Below are 14,321 nucleotides of genomic sequence, written 5' to 3'. Positions count from 1 at the left end.
ATTATGGAAGATATGAAAATTTATATTTTTGCACAAGCATTAGACAATAATGGCTCTGATGATTGGTATGAATATACCCAAAATTCTCTTGAAAAAATAACCGAAGAAAATGCTCAGTCGTGGGTTAACAATTTGATATTTGAACTGACTGATGAAGGCGAAAGAGAAATTTTTCATAATGTGGAATGTTATTATAAATTAAATCCTAATGAACTTTTGGATTTTATGTTGCTAATTGAAAATCAGCAGAAAGACAATATTGGAAGAAAGTCGAAAACAGCCTTAATAATTAAAGACTATAACCATATTACGTTAGAATTTGAAAAAGTATTAACTTCCTTTTGGACAAGGACTAATAGAAATGCATCTAATTCAGACTTGCTAGCTCAGCAATGCGAATACATTCTTGGAATAATTAAAAAAAAAAGGAACAAGCGAAGATGGCTCGTTCCACTAGCATTAATAAGTTTAAGCGTAATATTAGTATTTTTGTTTCAAAAATTAAGCAAAGGATAGAAGATGAGTCTTAAAAGCTTTCCTAATAATATTGATGATCGTCGAGTAGTATGGTGTTTGTCTCAGGATACAATTGATACGGCTTTAAATGATAAGTCTACCTCTGAATTATTACTTGCACCCAATGTTACTGTTATTCAGCTACCTTTAAGTCGAATTGCAAAAAGGAAGTCGGATAAACTCTGTGAATTAGACAAATTAGGTTTATTGAAAGTAGATCAAGTTCTAGTATGTTCAGATGAAGGGCTTAACACCCAAGAAAAGTATTTAAACTTGGAAGAAGTTATAGATGATTTCTTAACTTACAATCTAAAAAAAGCAAATGCCTATGCTAGATTTTTTGCGGCATTAGGTGCAACCTCATTTGAGTTTGAACATAAAAATTTTGATTTTTCTAATTCTAAAGCTGATTTTTCAGCATCACTTGATGGTGCTGCATCTAGGGTTGCTAAAGCTAATATAGATCTGACGGCTAAAGCTGAAAAAACGCTAAACCAAATTGCTTCAATTATGAAAGGTTATACTCAGAAGGAATATACAACTGAGCAAAGAATATTGTTAGCAGAAAAAATACTGGAAGAATATGGTTTAGAAAATGACGAAATTTGCCGTCATGAATTAGCTACACTTAAAGATGGTGCTGCGCATTTAAGTGACCTTAATATATCTATGTCATCTGCAAGCGATAGTAATAGAAGTATGAACATTCTTATTGATGTTGGGCTTAATTTTCCAAATGTGGATACAGAAGGGAAAAACAGTTCACTTATGTCCTTTAAGTCTAAACTTGAATTAGCATCTATAGTTAAGAATAGTTTTGATTTTAATTTAAAAGTTAAATTTTAAGTCATAAGTATAAAAATGAAGGTTACATTCACTGAAGATACATCATAAATTATGGAGGATTTTTTTGTAAATTCAGTGGACTATTCTTAGTTTTAATTAGTTGATGATAATTACTGATTACAATAAGTATTTGTCTTAAGTGGCCTACTCGGAACAGGAATAAGTGATAGGGTTTGAATAGGAATAGATGGTAGGTTTATATCAGAATACGCAGTTTCTTCAACACACCTTCTAAAAAATCAATTTCTAATGCCTGCTCACCGATTTTTGCATGTAGTTTTTTTAGATCAATGGGGGGTTCTGATGGAGCTTTTGATTGATCGAAAGCTTGCGAGGAAGCTGAGATCAATTGATTTTTCCAGTCAATAATTTGGTTTTGATGAACATCAAACTCAGAACTCAATTCAGCAAGTGTTTTTTCTGCTTTGATCGCAGCAAGTGCTACCTTGGCCTTAAAGTCATTTGAATGATTTCTTCTTGGTCTACGTGCCATAAAATACTCCATATATTGATGTTTATAACATCATTTGAGGAGCAGAATATCACTTATAGGAGTTGTTCAAATTTCCGGATCCATCTCTCCGATACATGCGTTGTCGATTAAAGCGATTGCGTTCTTTTTTGCTAAGTTTTAAGTGTTTCCAAAACTCATTAGCTGTCCATTGCTCAATCTTTTTACTGTTAAAAAGTGGTGGAAAAATTTCAAACATAGGCATATTGCTTATAGACATAACAATCACAGCATAAAATAATAAAAGAGGATTATAGTCCGTGGATATATAGTCCTCAAATAGTGATAGTTCTGTTTTTTGATCAATTGAATTGAAATGTCAGAACTTAGTATCGCTTTTGGACAATTAGTTCGGAAACATAGGAAAGAGAAAAATATCTCTCAAGAGAAACTTGCTTCACTGTGTAATTTAGATCGAAGTTATATGGGGCGTATCGAACGAGGTGAAGTGAATATCACTCTCGAAAGGTTATATGAATTAGCAAATGCATTAAATATTCCAGTTTATGAATTATTGCCAAATCTATTAGAATAAGTATTTGATAAATAATAATTGAGGGTGTTATGTCTAGTTTTGGGGCTAAATGGTGGAAGTTTGATTTTCATACTCATACTCCTGCTTCTGGAGATTATGCTAGAGGGCAATTTGATCCAAAACAAATTACACCTCGGAAATGGCTTGAGAGATACTTAGAACATGGTATTCAATGTGTAGCAGTTACAGATCACAATACCACTCAATGGTTAAGCCTTTTGATCACAGAAGCCCAAATCCTTCGTGAGGAAGGTCAGATAATTTATGTTTTTCCTGGCATAGAAATAACCGCTAATGGCAATATCCATATTTTAGGCATATTTGATCCTAGTTGCTCACCAGAACATGTTGCTGGACTAATTGGAGCTGTAAAAGGAACTGCTGGACAAATTGATACGCCTTGCGAATCAAGTCCTATACAAGTGATAGAAGAAATTCATCGTTTAGGTGGTTTAGCTATCCCTGCTCATGTGGACTTAGGGGCAGGTGCTTTTGGAATAGATTCATGGCAAACATATACAGCATTAATAGATTCTTCAGATGCTGTTGAAATCATTTTTCCAGAAAGATTTGAAACTTGGGATGATAAAAGACAGAGAAAGTTTCATTATTTAGCGGACAAACCTAAAGTACTGGGTAGCGATGCGCATATGCCGAGAGAAGTTGGTCAGGGTTTTACTTGGGTAAAAATGGGGGAGCCAAATATAGATGGTCTTAAGTTAGCATTGATTGATGGATGTAGTTCTGTGAAATTAGGGCAAGATTCTCCACTTGACCCAAATTTAATTAGATCTAGTAAAATCATACACTCGATTAAAGTTAATAATTTTAAATATATCAATCAGCGAAATGGTTTAGAAATAAGCTTTAGTCCTTGGCTAAACTCTATTATTGGTAGTAGAGGTGCAGGTAAGTCCTCGGTAGTTGAATATTCTAGAATCATATTAGGGAAAGAGGAACAATTAAATCGTAATAAGGATCTAGTTCCAGAAATTCTTAAAAGTTTTCAGTCATTTAAGAGGCTATCTAAAGATAGGAATGATATAGGCGTCTTATCTGAAAATTCTTCTATCTCATGCATTTATGAGAAGGATAATACGAAGTATAAGTTAAATTGGAAAGTTGGGGATCTGACTGAGATATTTAAAATAGATAGCGATGGTCATGAAATCGCAGAGAATGGAAATATATCTAACCGATTTCCTGTAAGTATTTATAGTCAAAAACAAATTTTTGAAATGTCTAAAAATCCCTATTTTTTGGTAGGTGTAATAGATAATGAGAAAGAAGTTAATAAATATTACGAAGAAATTCAGAATAAAATAGCGAGTTTGGGAAAAGATTTTCTCGAATTGAAGCAGCTTGAAATAAAAATTTCAAAAGAAAAAGATATTGAAGGTAGGTTGTCTGAAATTTCAAATCTTCTAGCGCAGATAGAAAATGAACAGAATAAAGAAATCATAGAAAATTTTAAAAATTATAATGATAAAAATCAAAAAATTAATGCTTATTTTATTCAGGTAGATGAATTAATACATGATATAAAAAATTTAAAAGATGAAGGAAATTTTACTTCTCTAAATTTAATTCTGAATCAGGAGGAAAGCCTTGAAAAAGCAGAGCAATTAAACTCTAAGATTGATTCATTGAAGCGAAGTTTAGACCAGTATTTAAATGATATTGAAGCCATAACTAATGATTTAAAAAGTGATTTATCGGCTGGAATATTTTCAAGAAATGTAAAAAATGCTGAGGATGTTTATAGAGAAACGATATCATCTTTAGAACAATCAGGTGTAAGTTTTGATGATCATGCAAGATTATTACATGAACAGTCAGAGCTCTTGAGTATTTTAGAGCAAATAAAAGGCTATAAACAGGAAAGAGAAGCTATAGATCAAAAGATAAAAGAAGTTTATGAAGAAATTATTTTGATTAGAAAGAATATATCTCTTGCTAGACAAGAGTTTATTCAAGAAAACTTTAGCAATCTATCAAATGTGAAAGTGAAACTTTTGCCATTTGGTGTAATGAAAGAAAGTGCTTTTAGGGAAGTTATAGATAAAAAGGATAATGTATTTATTAGCAGTATTTACGATGATGAAGAAGAAAAAGGGATTCTATTTAATTTATTAAAAGCTATAAAAGAGCAAGAAAATTTAGAGAGTGCCAGTGATCTAATAATTAGCTTTAAGCAATCTTTATTATCTGAACCCTTAGGGCAGGATATTTTAGACAATTGCGAAAAAAGGTTAATAGATCATTTATATACTATGCAAAGACATGAAAATTTTGCTCTTAATTTACTTTCTTGGTTTCCAGAAGATGATCTCATTATTGAATTTAAAAACAAGAGTGGAAATTTCCAAGCTATCCATAAAGGTTCGGCAGGACAAAAATCTGCCACCATTTTGAGTTTGCTTTTATCGTTTGGTGATGAGCCTCTTATTTTAGATCAACCAGAAGATGATTTAGATAATTCACTAATTACAGATTTAATTGTCGAAAAAGTTAAAGAACGTAAGATTCACCGTCAAATTATTGTGGTAACTCATAATCCAAATATTGTTGTAAATGGTGATTCAGAAAAGATTATTTCCTTGGACAATAGAGGTGTCATCCAAGTTTCTTCACATGGTGCTTTACAAACGAAAGAGGTCAGGAGTGAAGTGTGTAAGATCATGGAGGGCGGTATTCAGGCTTTAGAAAAAAGATACAATCGTATGATTCGATTGGATCAATAAAATTGTATTTATAGACTTATAAATGCTCAAATTTGGCATAAATACATTTTTTTAAATAGAAATTGTATTTATAATCAATTAAGTGTTTGATTGTATTATTAATTATATTGATTTTATATTCATATTATATAGTTAACCGTTCTAATTGATTAAAACAGCAAGTCATTATCAAAACCCTTTGCGAACGCAGAGGGTTTTTTATTGGGGAAATAAAGAAATGAGAAAATAAAAAATGGATAAAATAGATCAGTTTATACAAATATGGTTAGATTTCTCACTTAAGCTTCATGAACGTCAAGGAATGGATGAAGTGCTTTTTGCAGAAATGATTCAACTTTTAAAAGATATAGATGCTGAGTATCGAGCAAAGGATTATATTCCAAAAAATTAGTTGAAATTTTTGTTGATATGTTTATTGCAATTGATGGCTCAGCGTCTTATTACGATGATGAATATCAACAAGAAATCTATCTAATGGCGGATCAACTTTCTTATTATGCACGGAATATTTGTACAAATTAAATCATCATCATGTAGACCACCTAAAGAATCTCCTTTGTGTTGCAAAGGAGATCGGGAAGAGCATTATTTCTTTGCTGACACCCACATCGTGATCACAGCTTTAAACACAGTTTCATTTTTTGTATCTTTGACTTCAACATTAACCAAGTAATCACTGCCTTGATTCCATTGGAAATTTGCATCGACAGGCGTAGCAATTGCGACTAAATCGGTATTGGCTTTTTTTAGATATTCAACCGTCATGCCTTTAGGAATCCAACGATGTGTAGAGGGTACCGTGGCATCGGTCATTGTTCCACCTGCGAGTTCTGCCATATTACACATTGCAATTGCATGAACTGTACCAATATGATTGAGGACAGCACGATGTTTCTTGATTTTGATTTCGCAATAATTTGGTTTAAGTTGTTCAAAGACAGGTGAAATACTACTGAAGTAAGGTGCTTTTAAACAGATTAGTTTGGAGAATGTCCATTTTCCAGCAGGTTTATTTTTAAAGCTATTCCATAGTTTAAGTGCTTGGCTCATTGTTATTTCCCATTTTCATTGAATACAGATGATGATTTTAATACAGAATAATATTCTGTTATTGGCTCGGCAGACATATTCTGCTTAAAATTGGTCAAAGTTAGCGGATGGAATTAAAAATTAATGGAAAATATCGAATTATTAGAACGAATTTATGTAGGAAAACGAGCAGAATTAAAACGTCAAATTCTTAAACAAGCTTTGCTTTGTTTTTTAGAAAATGGCGTGGAAACAACAAGTATCGAAATGATTCGTGAACGGGCAGATGCGAGTGTTGGCGCAATTTATCATCATTTTAAAAATAAAGAAGGTATCGTTGCAGCTTTATTTTTTGCAGCTTTAGACGACCAAGCACAGCGTCGTGAAGATGCTTTAAAGCAAGCAGAAAATATGCAACAAGGTATTATCTCAATTGTGGAAAGTTATATAGATTGGGTGGTTAATTATCCTGACTTTGCCCGTTTTTTGTATGCAGCTCGTTTTGCATTAAAACAAAGTTCACTTTATCCAGATTTGCAACAGCGTAATCATTTGCGTAATCAATATTTATTACAATGGTTCCAACAACAGAAAGAATTTCATCTTCTAACTGATATTCCACGAGAGTTATTATTGTCTTTGGTCATTGGTGTGGCAGAAAATTATTGTCGTGCATGGGTGTCAAATAAAGTCAAAACTTCACCACAAAATTATAAAAAAATACTCGCAAAAACAGCATGGAATAATATTGTTAATTTTTCAGAAAGCTGTGTGGAAGTAAGCTAAAACTAGTTGGCTCATGCACTTTATTATATTGTTATGATTTATTTTGCTGCTGCTATAACTGAGATTTCAATGAGCCAGTCGGGATTGACTAAATCGGCTTGGATGGTTGCGCGTGCAGGTGTATTGCAGCCGTGTAGCCATTCAATCCAAACCGCATTTACGCTGTTAAAATCAGCCAAATTTTTAATAAATAATTGAGCCGATAATAAACGAGATTTATCTGTATTGGCTAAAGCCAAAAGTTGATCAATTTTTTCAAGCACTTGTTGAGTCTGAGCTGTAATATCTAAATCTGTATCGGTGGGTACTTGACCTGATAAATAGACAGTTTGATTAAAAACAGTAATCGCGCTCATCACTTCTGTACAGTTAAAGTATTGAATATCTGTATGATTCATTGTGTCTTTTCCTTAAGTTTGACTGGATTGGTCTATTTGAAAATGAACTCGGTTGGTAATAGCACACATCAATTCATAGCCAATGGTTCCTGACATTGCTGCAATTTCATCAATCGGAAGAATTTCCCCTGTTTGTGCTTTGCCCCATAAAACCACTTCACTACCAATGCTGACATTTTCGAGATGACTCAGATCAACAGCAAGCATGTCCATGCTGATGCGACCTAAGGTTTGGCTACGTTGACCATTGACTAAAACAGGTGTGCCTGTGGCTGAGATTCTTTGATAACCATCGGCATAACCACACGCTACAATGCCTATACGCATAGTTTTTTCTGCTTGAAAATGCGAACCATAACCGACGGTGTCTTGCGGTTTTAATGTTTGAATTGCGATGATTTCGCTTTTTAAAGTCATGGTGGGTTTTAAATCCCAATCTTGAATACCATGATGTGGGAAGTCAGGTGAGCTACCATAGAGCATAATGCCTGCACGAACAAAGTCTGTATCTAAATGCGCATGTCGCAAAATCGCAGCACTATTACTTAATGATTTTTCACCTGCTAAATCTTGGGTGATTTGTTCAAAAATGTGTAACTGATGGGCAATACCATTTTGACCAAAACGCTCAGCATCTGCATCTGAAAAATGCATCATATGGGTAATAGAGTGGACTTTGTCACAGGATTTTAACTGTTGCCAAACCGCATGATATTGTTCAGGGGCAAAACCAAGTCGGTTCATACCACTGTTCATTTTCAGAAAAACATTAAACTGAGCCGCTTGGGAATGTTGCAATAGCCAGTCAATTTGATGCTGACTATGTAAGGTAAAACTTAGATTATATTGAACACAGTCAAATAAATCTTGTGCTGAAAATATACCTTCTAATAAGAGAATCGAACCTTGCCAGCCCAAAGCACGTAAGCGTTTTGCTTCATCAAAATCTAATAAAGCAAAACCATCTGCAGATTGAAGAGCATTATAAACACGTTCAATACCATGTCCGTAAGCATTGGCTTTGATTACAGCAAAGACCTTACTTTGAGGAACAGTTTTGCGAACAACTGCTAAATTATGCGCCAAAGCATCTTGGTGAATAATGGCATAAATCGGGCGAGGCATAACATACGCTCCATGTATGAAGTGCTAAGGATTAAGCCACGTGGGCATAACGCTGCAGTGATAAACCATCCGTACTGATGTCAGGTTGATGACGTAAAACAATGTCACTAATCAATTTGCCTGAACCGCATGCCATCGTCCAACCTAAAGTACCGTGACCTGTATTTAAAAATAAATTTTTGTAGCGAGTCGCACCAATAATTGGCGTACTGTCAGGTGTCATTGGACGCAAACCTGTCCAAAAAGAAGCTTGTGCTAAATCACCACCTGGAAATAAATCTTGTGTGACCATTTCTAAAGTCTGACGGCGTGTTTGTTTTAAGCCGAGATTAAAACCACTTAACTCAGCCATACCTCCAACTCGAATACGTTGGTCAAAACGAGTAATTGCGATTTTATAAGTTTCATCTAAAACTGTAGATTGTGGCGCAAACTCAGGATGAGTAATAGGCAGTGTCAGAGAGTAACCTTTGACAGGATAGACAGGTAAATCAAGTGCTAAAGGACGTAAAAAGTCACGTGAATAACTCCCAAAAGCCAAAACATAACGGTCAGCTTTTATGATTTGACCATCTACCAATACACCTTTGATTTCATCGCCTTCTACAATCAGTTTTTCTACATTGCGATTAAATTGAAAATCTACACCTAAGTCTTGTGCTGCTTTGGCTAAAGCATTGGTAAATAAGTAACAATCACCAGTCTCATCATTGGGTAAATGTAAACCACCCACTAATTTATCTTTTGCATGCGCAAGTGCAGGTTCAACTTTTGCAAGGTTGTCAGCATCTAATAGTTCATAGCTTACACCGCACTCTTTTAAGACTTGAATATCACGCTGTACTGCTTCGAGTTGTGCTTCATTACGAAAGACTTGTAAAGTTCCTTTAGAACGATGCTCATAATGAATATCTGTTTCTTTGCGCAGTTCACGTAAACAATCACGGCTATATTCTGCAACACGAGTCATACGTTCTTTGTTAATGGCATAGCTGTTGGGATTACAGTTTTTCAGCATTTGTGCCATCCACTGCAATTGCCACATGCTGCCATCAATATTAATAGCTAAAGGTGCATGATGTTGAAACATCCATTTCACTGCTTTAAATGGAATTCCTGGTGCTGCCCATGGAGTGGAGTAGCCTGGTGAAATTTGCCCAGCATTGCCAAAGCTAGTTTCTTCTGCTGGACCTGACTGGCGGTCTAAGACAGTCACTTGAGCACCTTGTTTTGCTAGATAATATGCACTAGCGACCCCAATAACACCACTTCCAAGTACGAGGACATGCATAATTCATTCCTTTCATCATCTAGTTTATTTCACTAGTATATGAATGAATTAATAGTTTATTTCACTATTTTAAGGCTTATAATTTAGGTGAAATAATAGTTTTTCTCGCAAAAAATCTAAAAACAGGAAATAAATGATGCGTAAGCTAGATCGTATAGATTGTATGATTTTAGACATTTTACAAAAGGATGGACGAATCGCAATTAGTGAGTTGGCATCGAAAGTCAACCTATCTACAACACCCTGTTCAGAGCGAGTGAAACGCTTAGAGCGTGATGGGATTATTATGGGCTACTATGCACGTTTAAACCCTGCTGCTGTAGATCGTAATTTATTGGTTTTTTTAGAAATTAAGTTATCTGCAAAATCAGGTGATGTTTTTGATCAGGTCGCGAAAAGCTTAACTGAAGTACCAGAAGTATTAGAATGTCATCTTATTTCAGGTGAGTTTGATTATTTGGTCAAAGCACGTTTAAAAGAAATGGGCGCATATCGTCGTTTGTTGGGAGATTTATTAAAAAAATTGCCTGCTTCGGCTTCTTCTCACAGCTATGTTGTGATGGAGGAAGTAAAAGAAAGTTTATATCTCAATTTGAATTAAACAGTCAGATATTCTGCTTATTTTGTGAATGATCTTATTTTATAAAGTCTATTTGATCTAAAAAACAGATCATTTTTATTAAAAACTACTGTTTTACCGATTTTAAATTCTTTCGTATATTGGTTTCACAGACAAGCAATCCCTGAAACGAACTGAAGGAATACGACATGAGTTTAATCAATACTGAAGTTAAAGCATTCAACGCAACAGCATATAAAAATGGCGAGTTCATCGAAGTTTCTGAAAAAGAATTTTTTGGTAAATGGTCAGTTGTATTTTTCTATCCTGCCGATTTTACATTTGTTTGCCCAACAGAATTAGGTGATTTAGCCGACAATTATGCTGAATTCCAAAAAATGGGCGTTGAGATTTATTCAGTATCAACCGACACCCACTTTACGCATAAAGCATGGCATGACCATTCAGATGAAATCAAAAAAATCCAATATCCAATGATTGGTGATCCAACTTGGGCTTTGGCAAAAAACTTTGAAGTCTTGATCGAGGCTGAAGGTTTGGCTGATCGTGGTACTTTTGTGATTGATCCTGAAGGTAAAATTCAGATCATTGAAATCAATGCAGGTGGTATTGGTCGTGATGCACAAGAGCTTTTACGTAAGGTCAAAGCAGCTCAATATGTTCATGCACATCCTGGTGAAGTTTGTCCTGCAAAATGGAAAGAAGGTGATGCGACACTTGCACCTTCGATTGATTTGATTGGTAAAATCTAAGCTCAATCTGCTTTAAAATATCGTCAGCTTCAAAACATCGTATTTAAATTTGAAAAATCCAGAACAATGTTTCTGGATTTTTTATGTTTATTCAGTGTATTTCAATAAAACGAATTTAAATAAGACTATGTCAAATAGCCACGATGCTCAGTTGCTAGTTGACGTAGACCTTCCACTAAATGATCAATCAGTTTTTCCATTGCCAGACGTTGACCTTTACGTGAGGCATACACCAACTGCACCGTACCAATATTGGAACACCATTCAGGTAGAACATGAATTAAATCACCATTTTTCAGATCTTCTTCAACTGCCAAATAAGGCAAATCTGCAATACCTAAACCATCTTTGGCTGCGTAATAGACCCCAGCAAGGTCATTGCATTTCATACGTGGCGTGAGAGGAATCATAATTTCTTCATGCTGTTTGAGGTTGTGTAAATGCCATTGATATTGTGGTTTTTGTGTCCCCAGCACAATACTGGGCAACAGATGTAAATCGGTAAATTGTTCCACTTTTTGATTTTTTAAAAGTTCAGGACTGGCAACCAGACAATGCGTAGTTTTAATGACGTCACGTACTATCAGACTTGAGTCTTCATTGGCTTGAAAATTGGTACGTATTGCCAGATCGATATCATCATGAATCAGATCGACCCGACGACTGGTTAATTCCAGTTCAATTTCAACTTTAGGATATTCTTTTAAAAACTGATTCAGCAGTTGGCGAATCTGAAAATGCATCATCAGGGCAGGGCAACTGATTTTAATCAGCCCTTGTGGTTCGCTTTTCTGACGTAGCAGGACGCTTTCAGCGCATTCTACTTCTGCAATGACTTTGCAACATGCCTGATAAAACTCCTCACCGAGTTGAGTCACTTTAAAATGTCGTGTTGAGCGTTCAATCAAACGGACATTGAACTTGCTTTCCAGTTCCAAAATACGACGACTGAGTTTAGATTTGGTGATATTACTCGCTTCACTTGCCGCACTAAATCCGCCATGTTTTACCACCAAATAAAAATAGTAATAATCATCAAAAGAATACATGACAGATCTCGGCTTTGGACAGTTGTAAAAAAGTATAACATTGACTGCATATTTTTTATTTTGAAAAAAATAGCCTTCAGTTGAAGGCTATTGATCTACAACACAGATTTATTTTTTCTCAGTGTTTTTGACATAGCTTTGAATCAGGTTGCTATAGTCAGGAATGTGTGCACCAAATAATGCACCTAAACCTTCAATGTCATTACGCCAATCACGGTGTAACTCACAAGATGTACCGAACCAAGTCATGAGTTGAGCACCTGCCTGTGACATACGATCCCATGCAGCATCACGTGTTAAATGATTAAATGTACCTGATGCATCAGTGACGATAAAGACATCAAAGTCTTCTTCAAGTGCAGAAAGCGCAGGGAAAGCCACACAAACTTCTGTAACAACACCCGCAATAATTAATTGTTTTTTGCCTGTTGCTTTAACAGCCTGAACAAAATCTTCATTGTCCCATGCGTTGATTTGACCAGGACGAGCAATATAAGGTGCGTCTGGGAACATTTCTTTCAGTTCAGGAACTAAAGGACCGTTTGGACCATCTTCAAAACTGGTGGTTAAAATGGTTGGAAGGTTGAAATATTTTGCTGCTGCTGCAAGTGCCAATACATTATTTTTAAATTTATCTGGATCAATGTCACGTACTAATGAAAGTAAGCCTGTTTGGTGATCTACTAATAAAACCGCAGCATTGTCTTTATCTAAACGAACGTATTGTTTTCCCATTGTTGTATCCTCAGAAAGTAAATTTTTTAGTCAAAATGCACGGATGTGCAAAGTTGCGTTGTACCGTACTGAATTGATCATAGCCATAGGTGATTGCAAAATGAAGACCTAATATGAGAAGAATTATCTCAAATATAGGATATTTTGATTAAATAGTGATTATTTTTACTTTTTTGCTTTATTTTTATGATTGAAAATAATCATTATCTCAATAATAGGAAGCTCAATATCAATATCGTAGCAGTATCACACCTTTAAAAATATTATGATGGATTCATATTAAGCCCTATAGATAGGAGCAATAAGATGAAAAAAGTTGTAGGTGTATATCGCAATCAACACATGCATTGGGTTGGTGATGGTTTCCCTGTAAGAAATCTATTTTCTTACGATCGTTTAGGTCAGGCAATCAGTCCATTTTTACTGTTGGACTATGCAGCGCCTTACCATTTTGATCCGACCACAGCACAGCATGGCGTAGGTTCACACCCACATCGTGGTTTTGAAACAGTGACACTTGCGTATCATGGTGAAGTTGAACATAAAGACTCACATGGTGGCGGCGGAACCATTAAAACAGGTGATGTACAGTGGATGACTGCGGGTGCAGGACTGGTGCATGAAGAATTTCATTCACATGAGTTTGCTGCCAAAGGTGGACTGTTTGAAATGGTACAGCTTTGGGTTAATTTACCTGCGGCAGACAAAATGACAGCACCAAAATATCAGGCGATTGAAGCACAGCAAATTCCTGTAATTGAGTTGGAAGATGGTGCGGGACATATGCGTGTGATTGCAGGTGAGTTGATGGATCATGCAGGTCCAGCATCAACATTTAGTCCAGTCAATGTGTGGGATGGAACTTTAAAAGCAGGACATCAAACACATGTACATGTACCTGTAGATCACAATACATTGGTTGTGGTTTTAGAGGGTGAGATGCTCATTAATGGTCATCAAGCTGTACAAAATAACTCTATTGTATTGTTTGCAAATGATGGTGAAGCACACATCCAACTTGAAGCTGTACAAGATGTGAAATTTTTGGTGCTAACAGGTCAGCCACTCAATGAACCCATTCAAGGTTATGGACCTTTTGTCATGAACACCAAAGCTGAAATCATGAAAGCATTTAATGATTTTAACCAAGGTAAATTTGGCGAAATTTCTGTTGAAGCATAAGCTAAAAAGCGGATTGAATAATCCGCTTTTTTTATGAAAATTTGCGGCTTATTTCAAGATAAAAAAAAGGGCTTCTATCCCACACTATAGAAGCCCTTTCACGCTGTAAGTTTTCTTTATACATTTCACAGATTACCGAAGTAAAATTTGTGAAGTAGTTATCATTTATGTAAATCATCATAATCAATGTTTTTTTGTTTGTAAATAGAACGAAAGGTAAAAAAAATAATTTATCTTTATAT

The 14,321-nt window shown here is 35.2% G+C and carries 15 protein-coding genes and 1 pseudogene; 9 read left to right on the top strand and 7 right to left on the bottom strand.

Annotated features, from left to right (window positions below):
• Window positions 1-3 precede the first annotated feature (3 nt).
• On the top strand, window positions 4-516 hold the full coding sequence (locus tag HX124_RS08120; RefSeq protein ID WP_286382978.1) for a hypothetical protein: 513 nt from the start codon (window positions 4-6) through the stop codon (window positions 514-516).
• A 3-nt stretch (window positions 517-519) separates the two neighbouring features.
• Window positions 520-1,362 (top strand): hypothetical protein, encoded by an 843-nt coding sequence (locus HX124_RS08115; RefSeq protein ID WP_286382980.1) that lies wholly within the window; start codon window positions 520-522, stop codon window positions 1,360-1,362.
• A 235-nt stretch (window positions 1,363-1,597) separates the two neighbouring features.
• On the opposite strand, the pseudogene HX124_RS08110 reads toward HX124_RS08115, so the two are convergent.
• Window positions 1,598-1,855 (bottom strand): annotated as a pseudogene (locus tag HX124_RS08110) (transposase); the annotation flags it as partial.
• A 334-nt stretch (window positions 1,856-2,189) separates the two neighbouring features.
• Here HX124_RS08110 and HX124_RS08105 point away from each other — a divergent pair.
• From HX124_RS08105 to HX124_RS08095, 3 genes are all read left to right on the top strand, one after another.
• Window positions 2,190-2,408 carry a helix-turn-helix domain-containing protein gene (locus HX124_RS08105; protein WP_286382982.1) on the top strand — a complete coding sequence of 73 codons (219 nt, stop codon included), beginning with the start codon at window positions 2,190-2,192 and terminating at the stop codon, window positions 2,406-2,408.
• Window positions 2,409-2,437: 29 nt separating this feature from the next.
• Window positions 2,438-5,152, top strand: coding sequence for a TrlF family AAA-like ATPase (locus tag HX124_RS08100; protein ID WP_286382984.1), 2,715 nt, complete (start codon window positions 2,438-2,440; stop codon window positions 5,150-5,152).
• A 232-nt stretch (window positions 5,153-5,384) separates the two neighbouring features.
• The gene (locus tag HX124_RS08095) at window positions 5,385-5,543 is read left to right on the top strand and encodes a hypothetical protein (RefSeq protein WP_286382986.1); all 159 of its coding nucleotides are present in this window, start codon (window positions 5,385-5,387) and stop codon (window positions 5,541-5,543) included.
• 194 nt (window positions 5,544-5,737) lie between these two features.
• On the opposite strand, the gene HX124_RS08090 is transcribed toward HX124_RS08095, so the two are convergent.
• Window positions 5,738-6,202 carry a hotdog fold domain-containing protein gene (locus HX124_RS08090; RefSeq protein WP_286382988.1) on the bottom strand — a complete coding sequence of 155 codons (465 nt, stop codon included), beginning with the start codon at window positions 6,200-6,202 and terminating at the stop codon, window positions 5,738-5,740.
• 123 nt (window positions 6,203-6,325) lie between these two features.
• Here HX124_RS08090 and HX124_RS08085 point away from each other — a divergent pair, with 123 nt between their 5' ends.
• A complete protein-coding gene (locus tag HX124_RS08085) occupies window positions 6,326-6,967 on the top strand; it encodes a TetR/AcrR family transcriptional regulator (protein ID WP_286382990.1) in 642 nt (213 codons plus the stop codon).
• A 38-nt stretch (window positions 6,968-7,005) separates the two neighbouring features.
• Here the strand turns inward: HX124_RS08085 and HX124_RS08080 are convergent, their stop codons facing one another.
• Genes HX124_RS08080 through HX124_RS08070 form a run of 3 tightly spaced genes read right to left on the bottom strand, consistent with a single transcriptional unit; the run spans window position 7,006 to window position 9,781 of the window.
• On the bottom strand, window positions 7,006-7,365 hold the full coding sequence (locus HX124_RS08080; protein ID WP_286382991.1) for a RidA family protein: 360 nt from the start codon (window positions 7,363-7,365) through the stop codon (window positions 7,006-7,008).
• Window positions 7,366-7,377: 12 nt separating this feature from the next.
• Window positions 7,378-8,490 (bottom strand): alanine racemase, encoded by a 1,113-nt coding sequence (gene alr / locus HX124_RS08075; RefSeq protein WP_286382992.1) that lies wholly within the window; start codon window positions 8,488-8,490, stop codon window positions 7,378-7,380.
• A 31-nt stretch (window positions 8,491-8,521) separates the two neighbouring features.
• Window positions 8,522-9,781, bottom strand: coding sequence for a D-amino acid dehydrogenase (locus HX124_RS08070; protein WP_107007228.1), 1,260 nt, complete (start codon window positions 9,779-9,781; stop codon window positions 8,522-8,524).
• 136 nt (window positions 9,782-9,917) lie between these two features.
• On the opposite strand from HX124_RS08070, the gene HX124_RS08065 reads away from it, so the two are divergent.
• A complete protein-coding gene (locus HX124_RS08065; protein ID WP_107007227.1) occupies window positions 9,918-10,382 on the top strand; it encodes an Lrp/AsnC ligand binding domain-containing protein in 465 nt (154 codons plus the stop codon).
• A 167-nt stretch (window positions 10,383-10,549) separates the two neighbouring features.
• Window positions 10,550-11,113, top strand: coding sequence for an alkyl hydroperoxide reductase subunit C (ahpC, locus tag HX124_RS08060; protein ID WP_286376113.1), 564 nt, complete (start codon window positions 10,550-10,552; stop codon window positions 11,111-11,113).
• Between the two features lie 125 nt (window positions 11,114-11,238).
• Here ahpC and HX124_RS08055 read toward each other — a convergent pair whose 3' ends face one another.
• Together HX124_RS08055 and ycaC are read right to left on the bottom strand one after the other, a co-directional pair.
• Entirely contained in the window at window positions 11,239-12,162 is a 924-nt protein-coding gene (locus tag HX124_RS08055; RefSeq protein ID WP_286376112.1) for a LysR substrate-binding domain-containing protein, read from the bottom strand.
• A gap of 108 nt (window positions 12,163-12,270) precedes the next feature.
• Window positions 12,271-12,897 carry an isochorismate family cysteine hydrolase YcaC gene (gene ycaC / locus HX124_RS08050; RefSeq protein WP_286376111.1) on the bottom strand — a complete coding sequence of 209 codons (627 nt, stop codon included), beginning with the start codon at window positions 12,895-12,897 and terminating at the stop codon, window positions 12,271-12,273.
• Window positions 12,898-13,203: 306 nt separating this feature from the next.
• On the opposite strand from ycaC, the gene HX124_RS08045 reads away from it, so the two are divergent.
• Window positions 13,204-14,079, top strand: a complete 876-nt coding sequence (locus HX124_RS08045) for a pirin family protein (RefSeq protein WP_286382993.1) — start codon at window positions 13,204-13,206, stop codon at window positions 14,077-14,079.
• Window positions 14,080-14,321 lie beyond the last annotated feature (242 nt).

The sequence above is a fragment of the Acinetobacter sp. 226-1 genome (genome assembly GCF_030329325.1).
GTDB classification, from domain to species: domain Bacteria; phylum Pseudomonadota; class Gammaproteobacteria; order Pseudomonadales; family Moraxellaceae; genus Acinetobacter; species Acinetobacter sichuanensis.
This window is presented reverse-complemented; position numbering and strand designations above follow the sequence as displayed.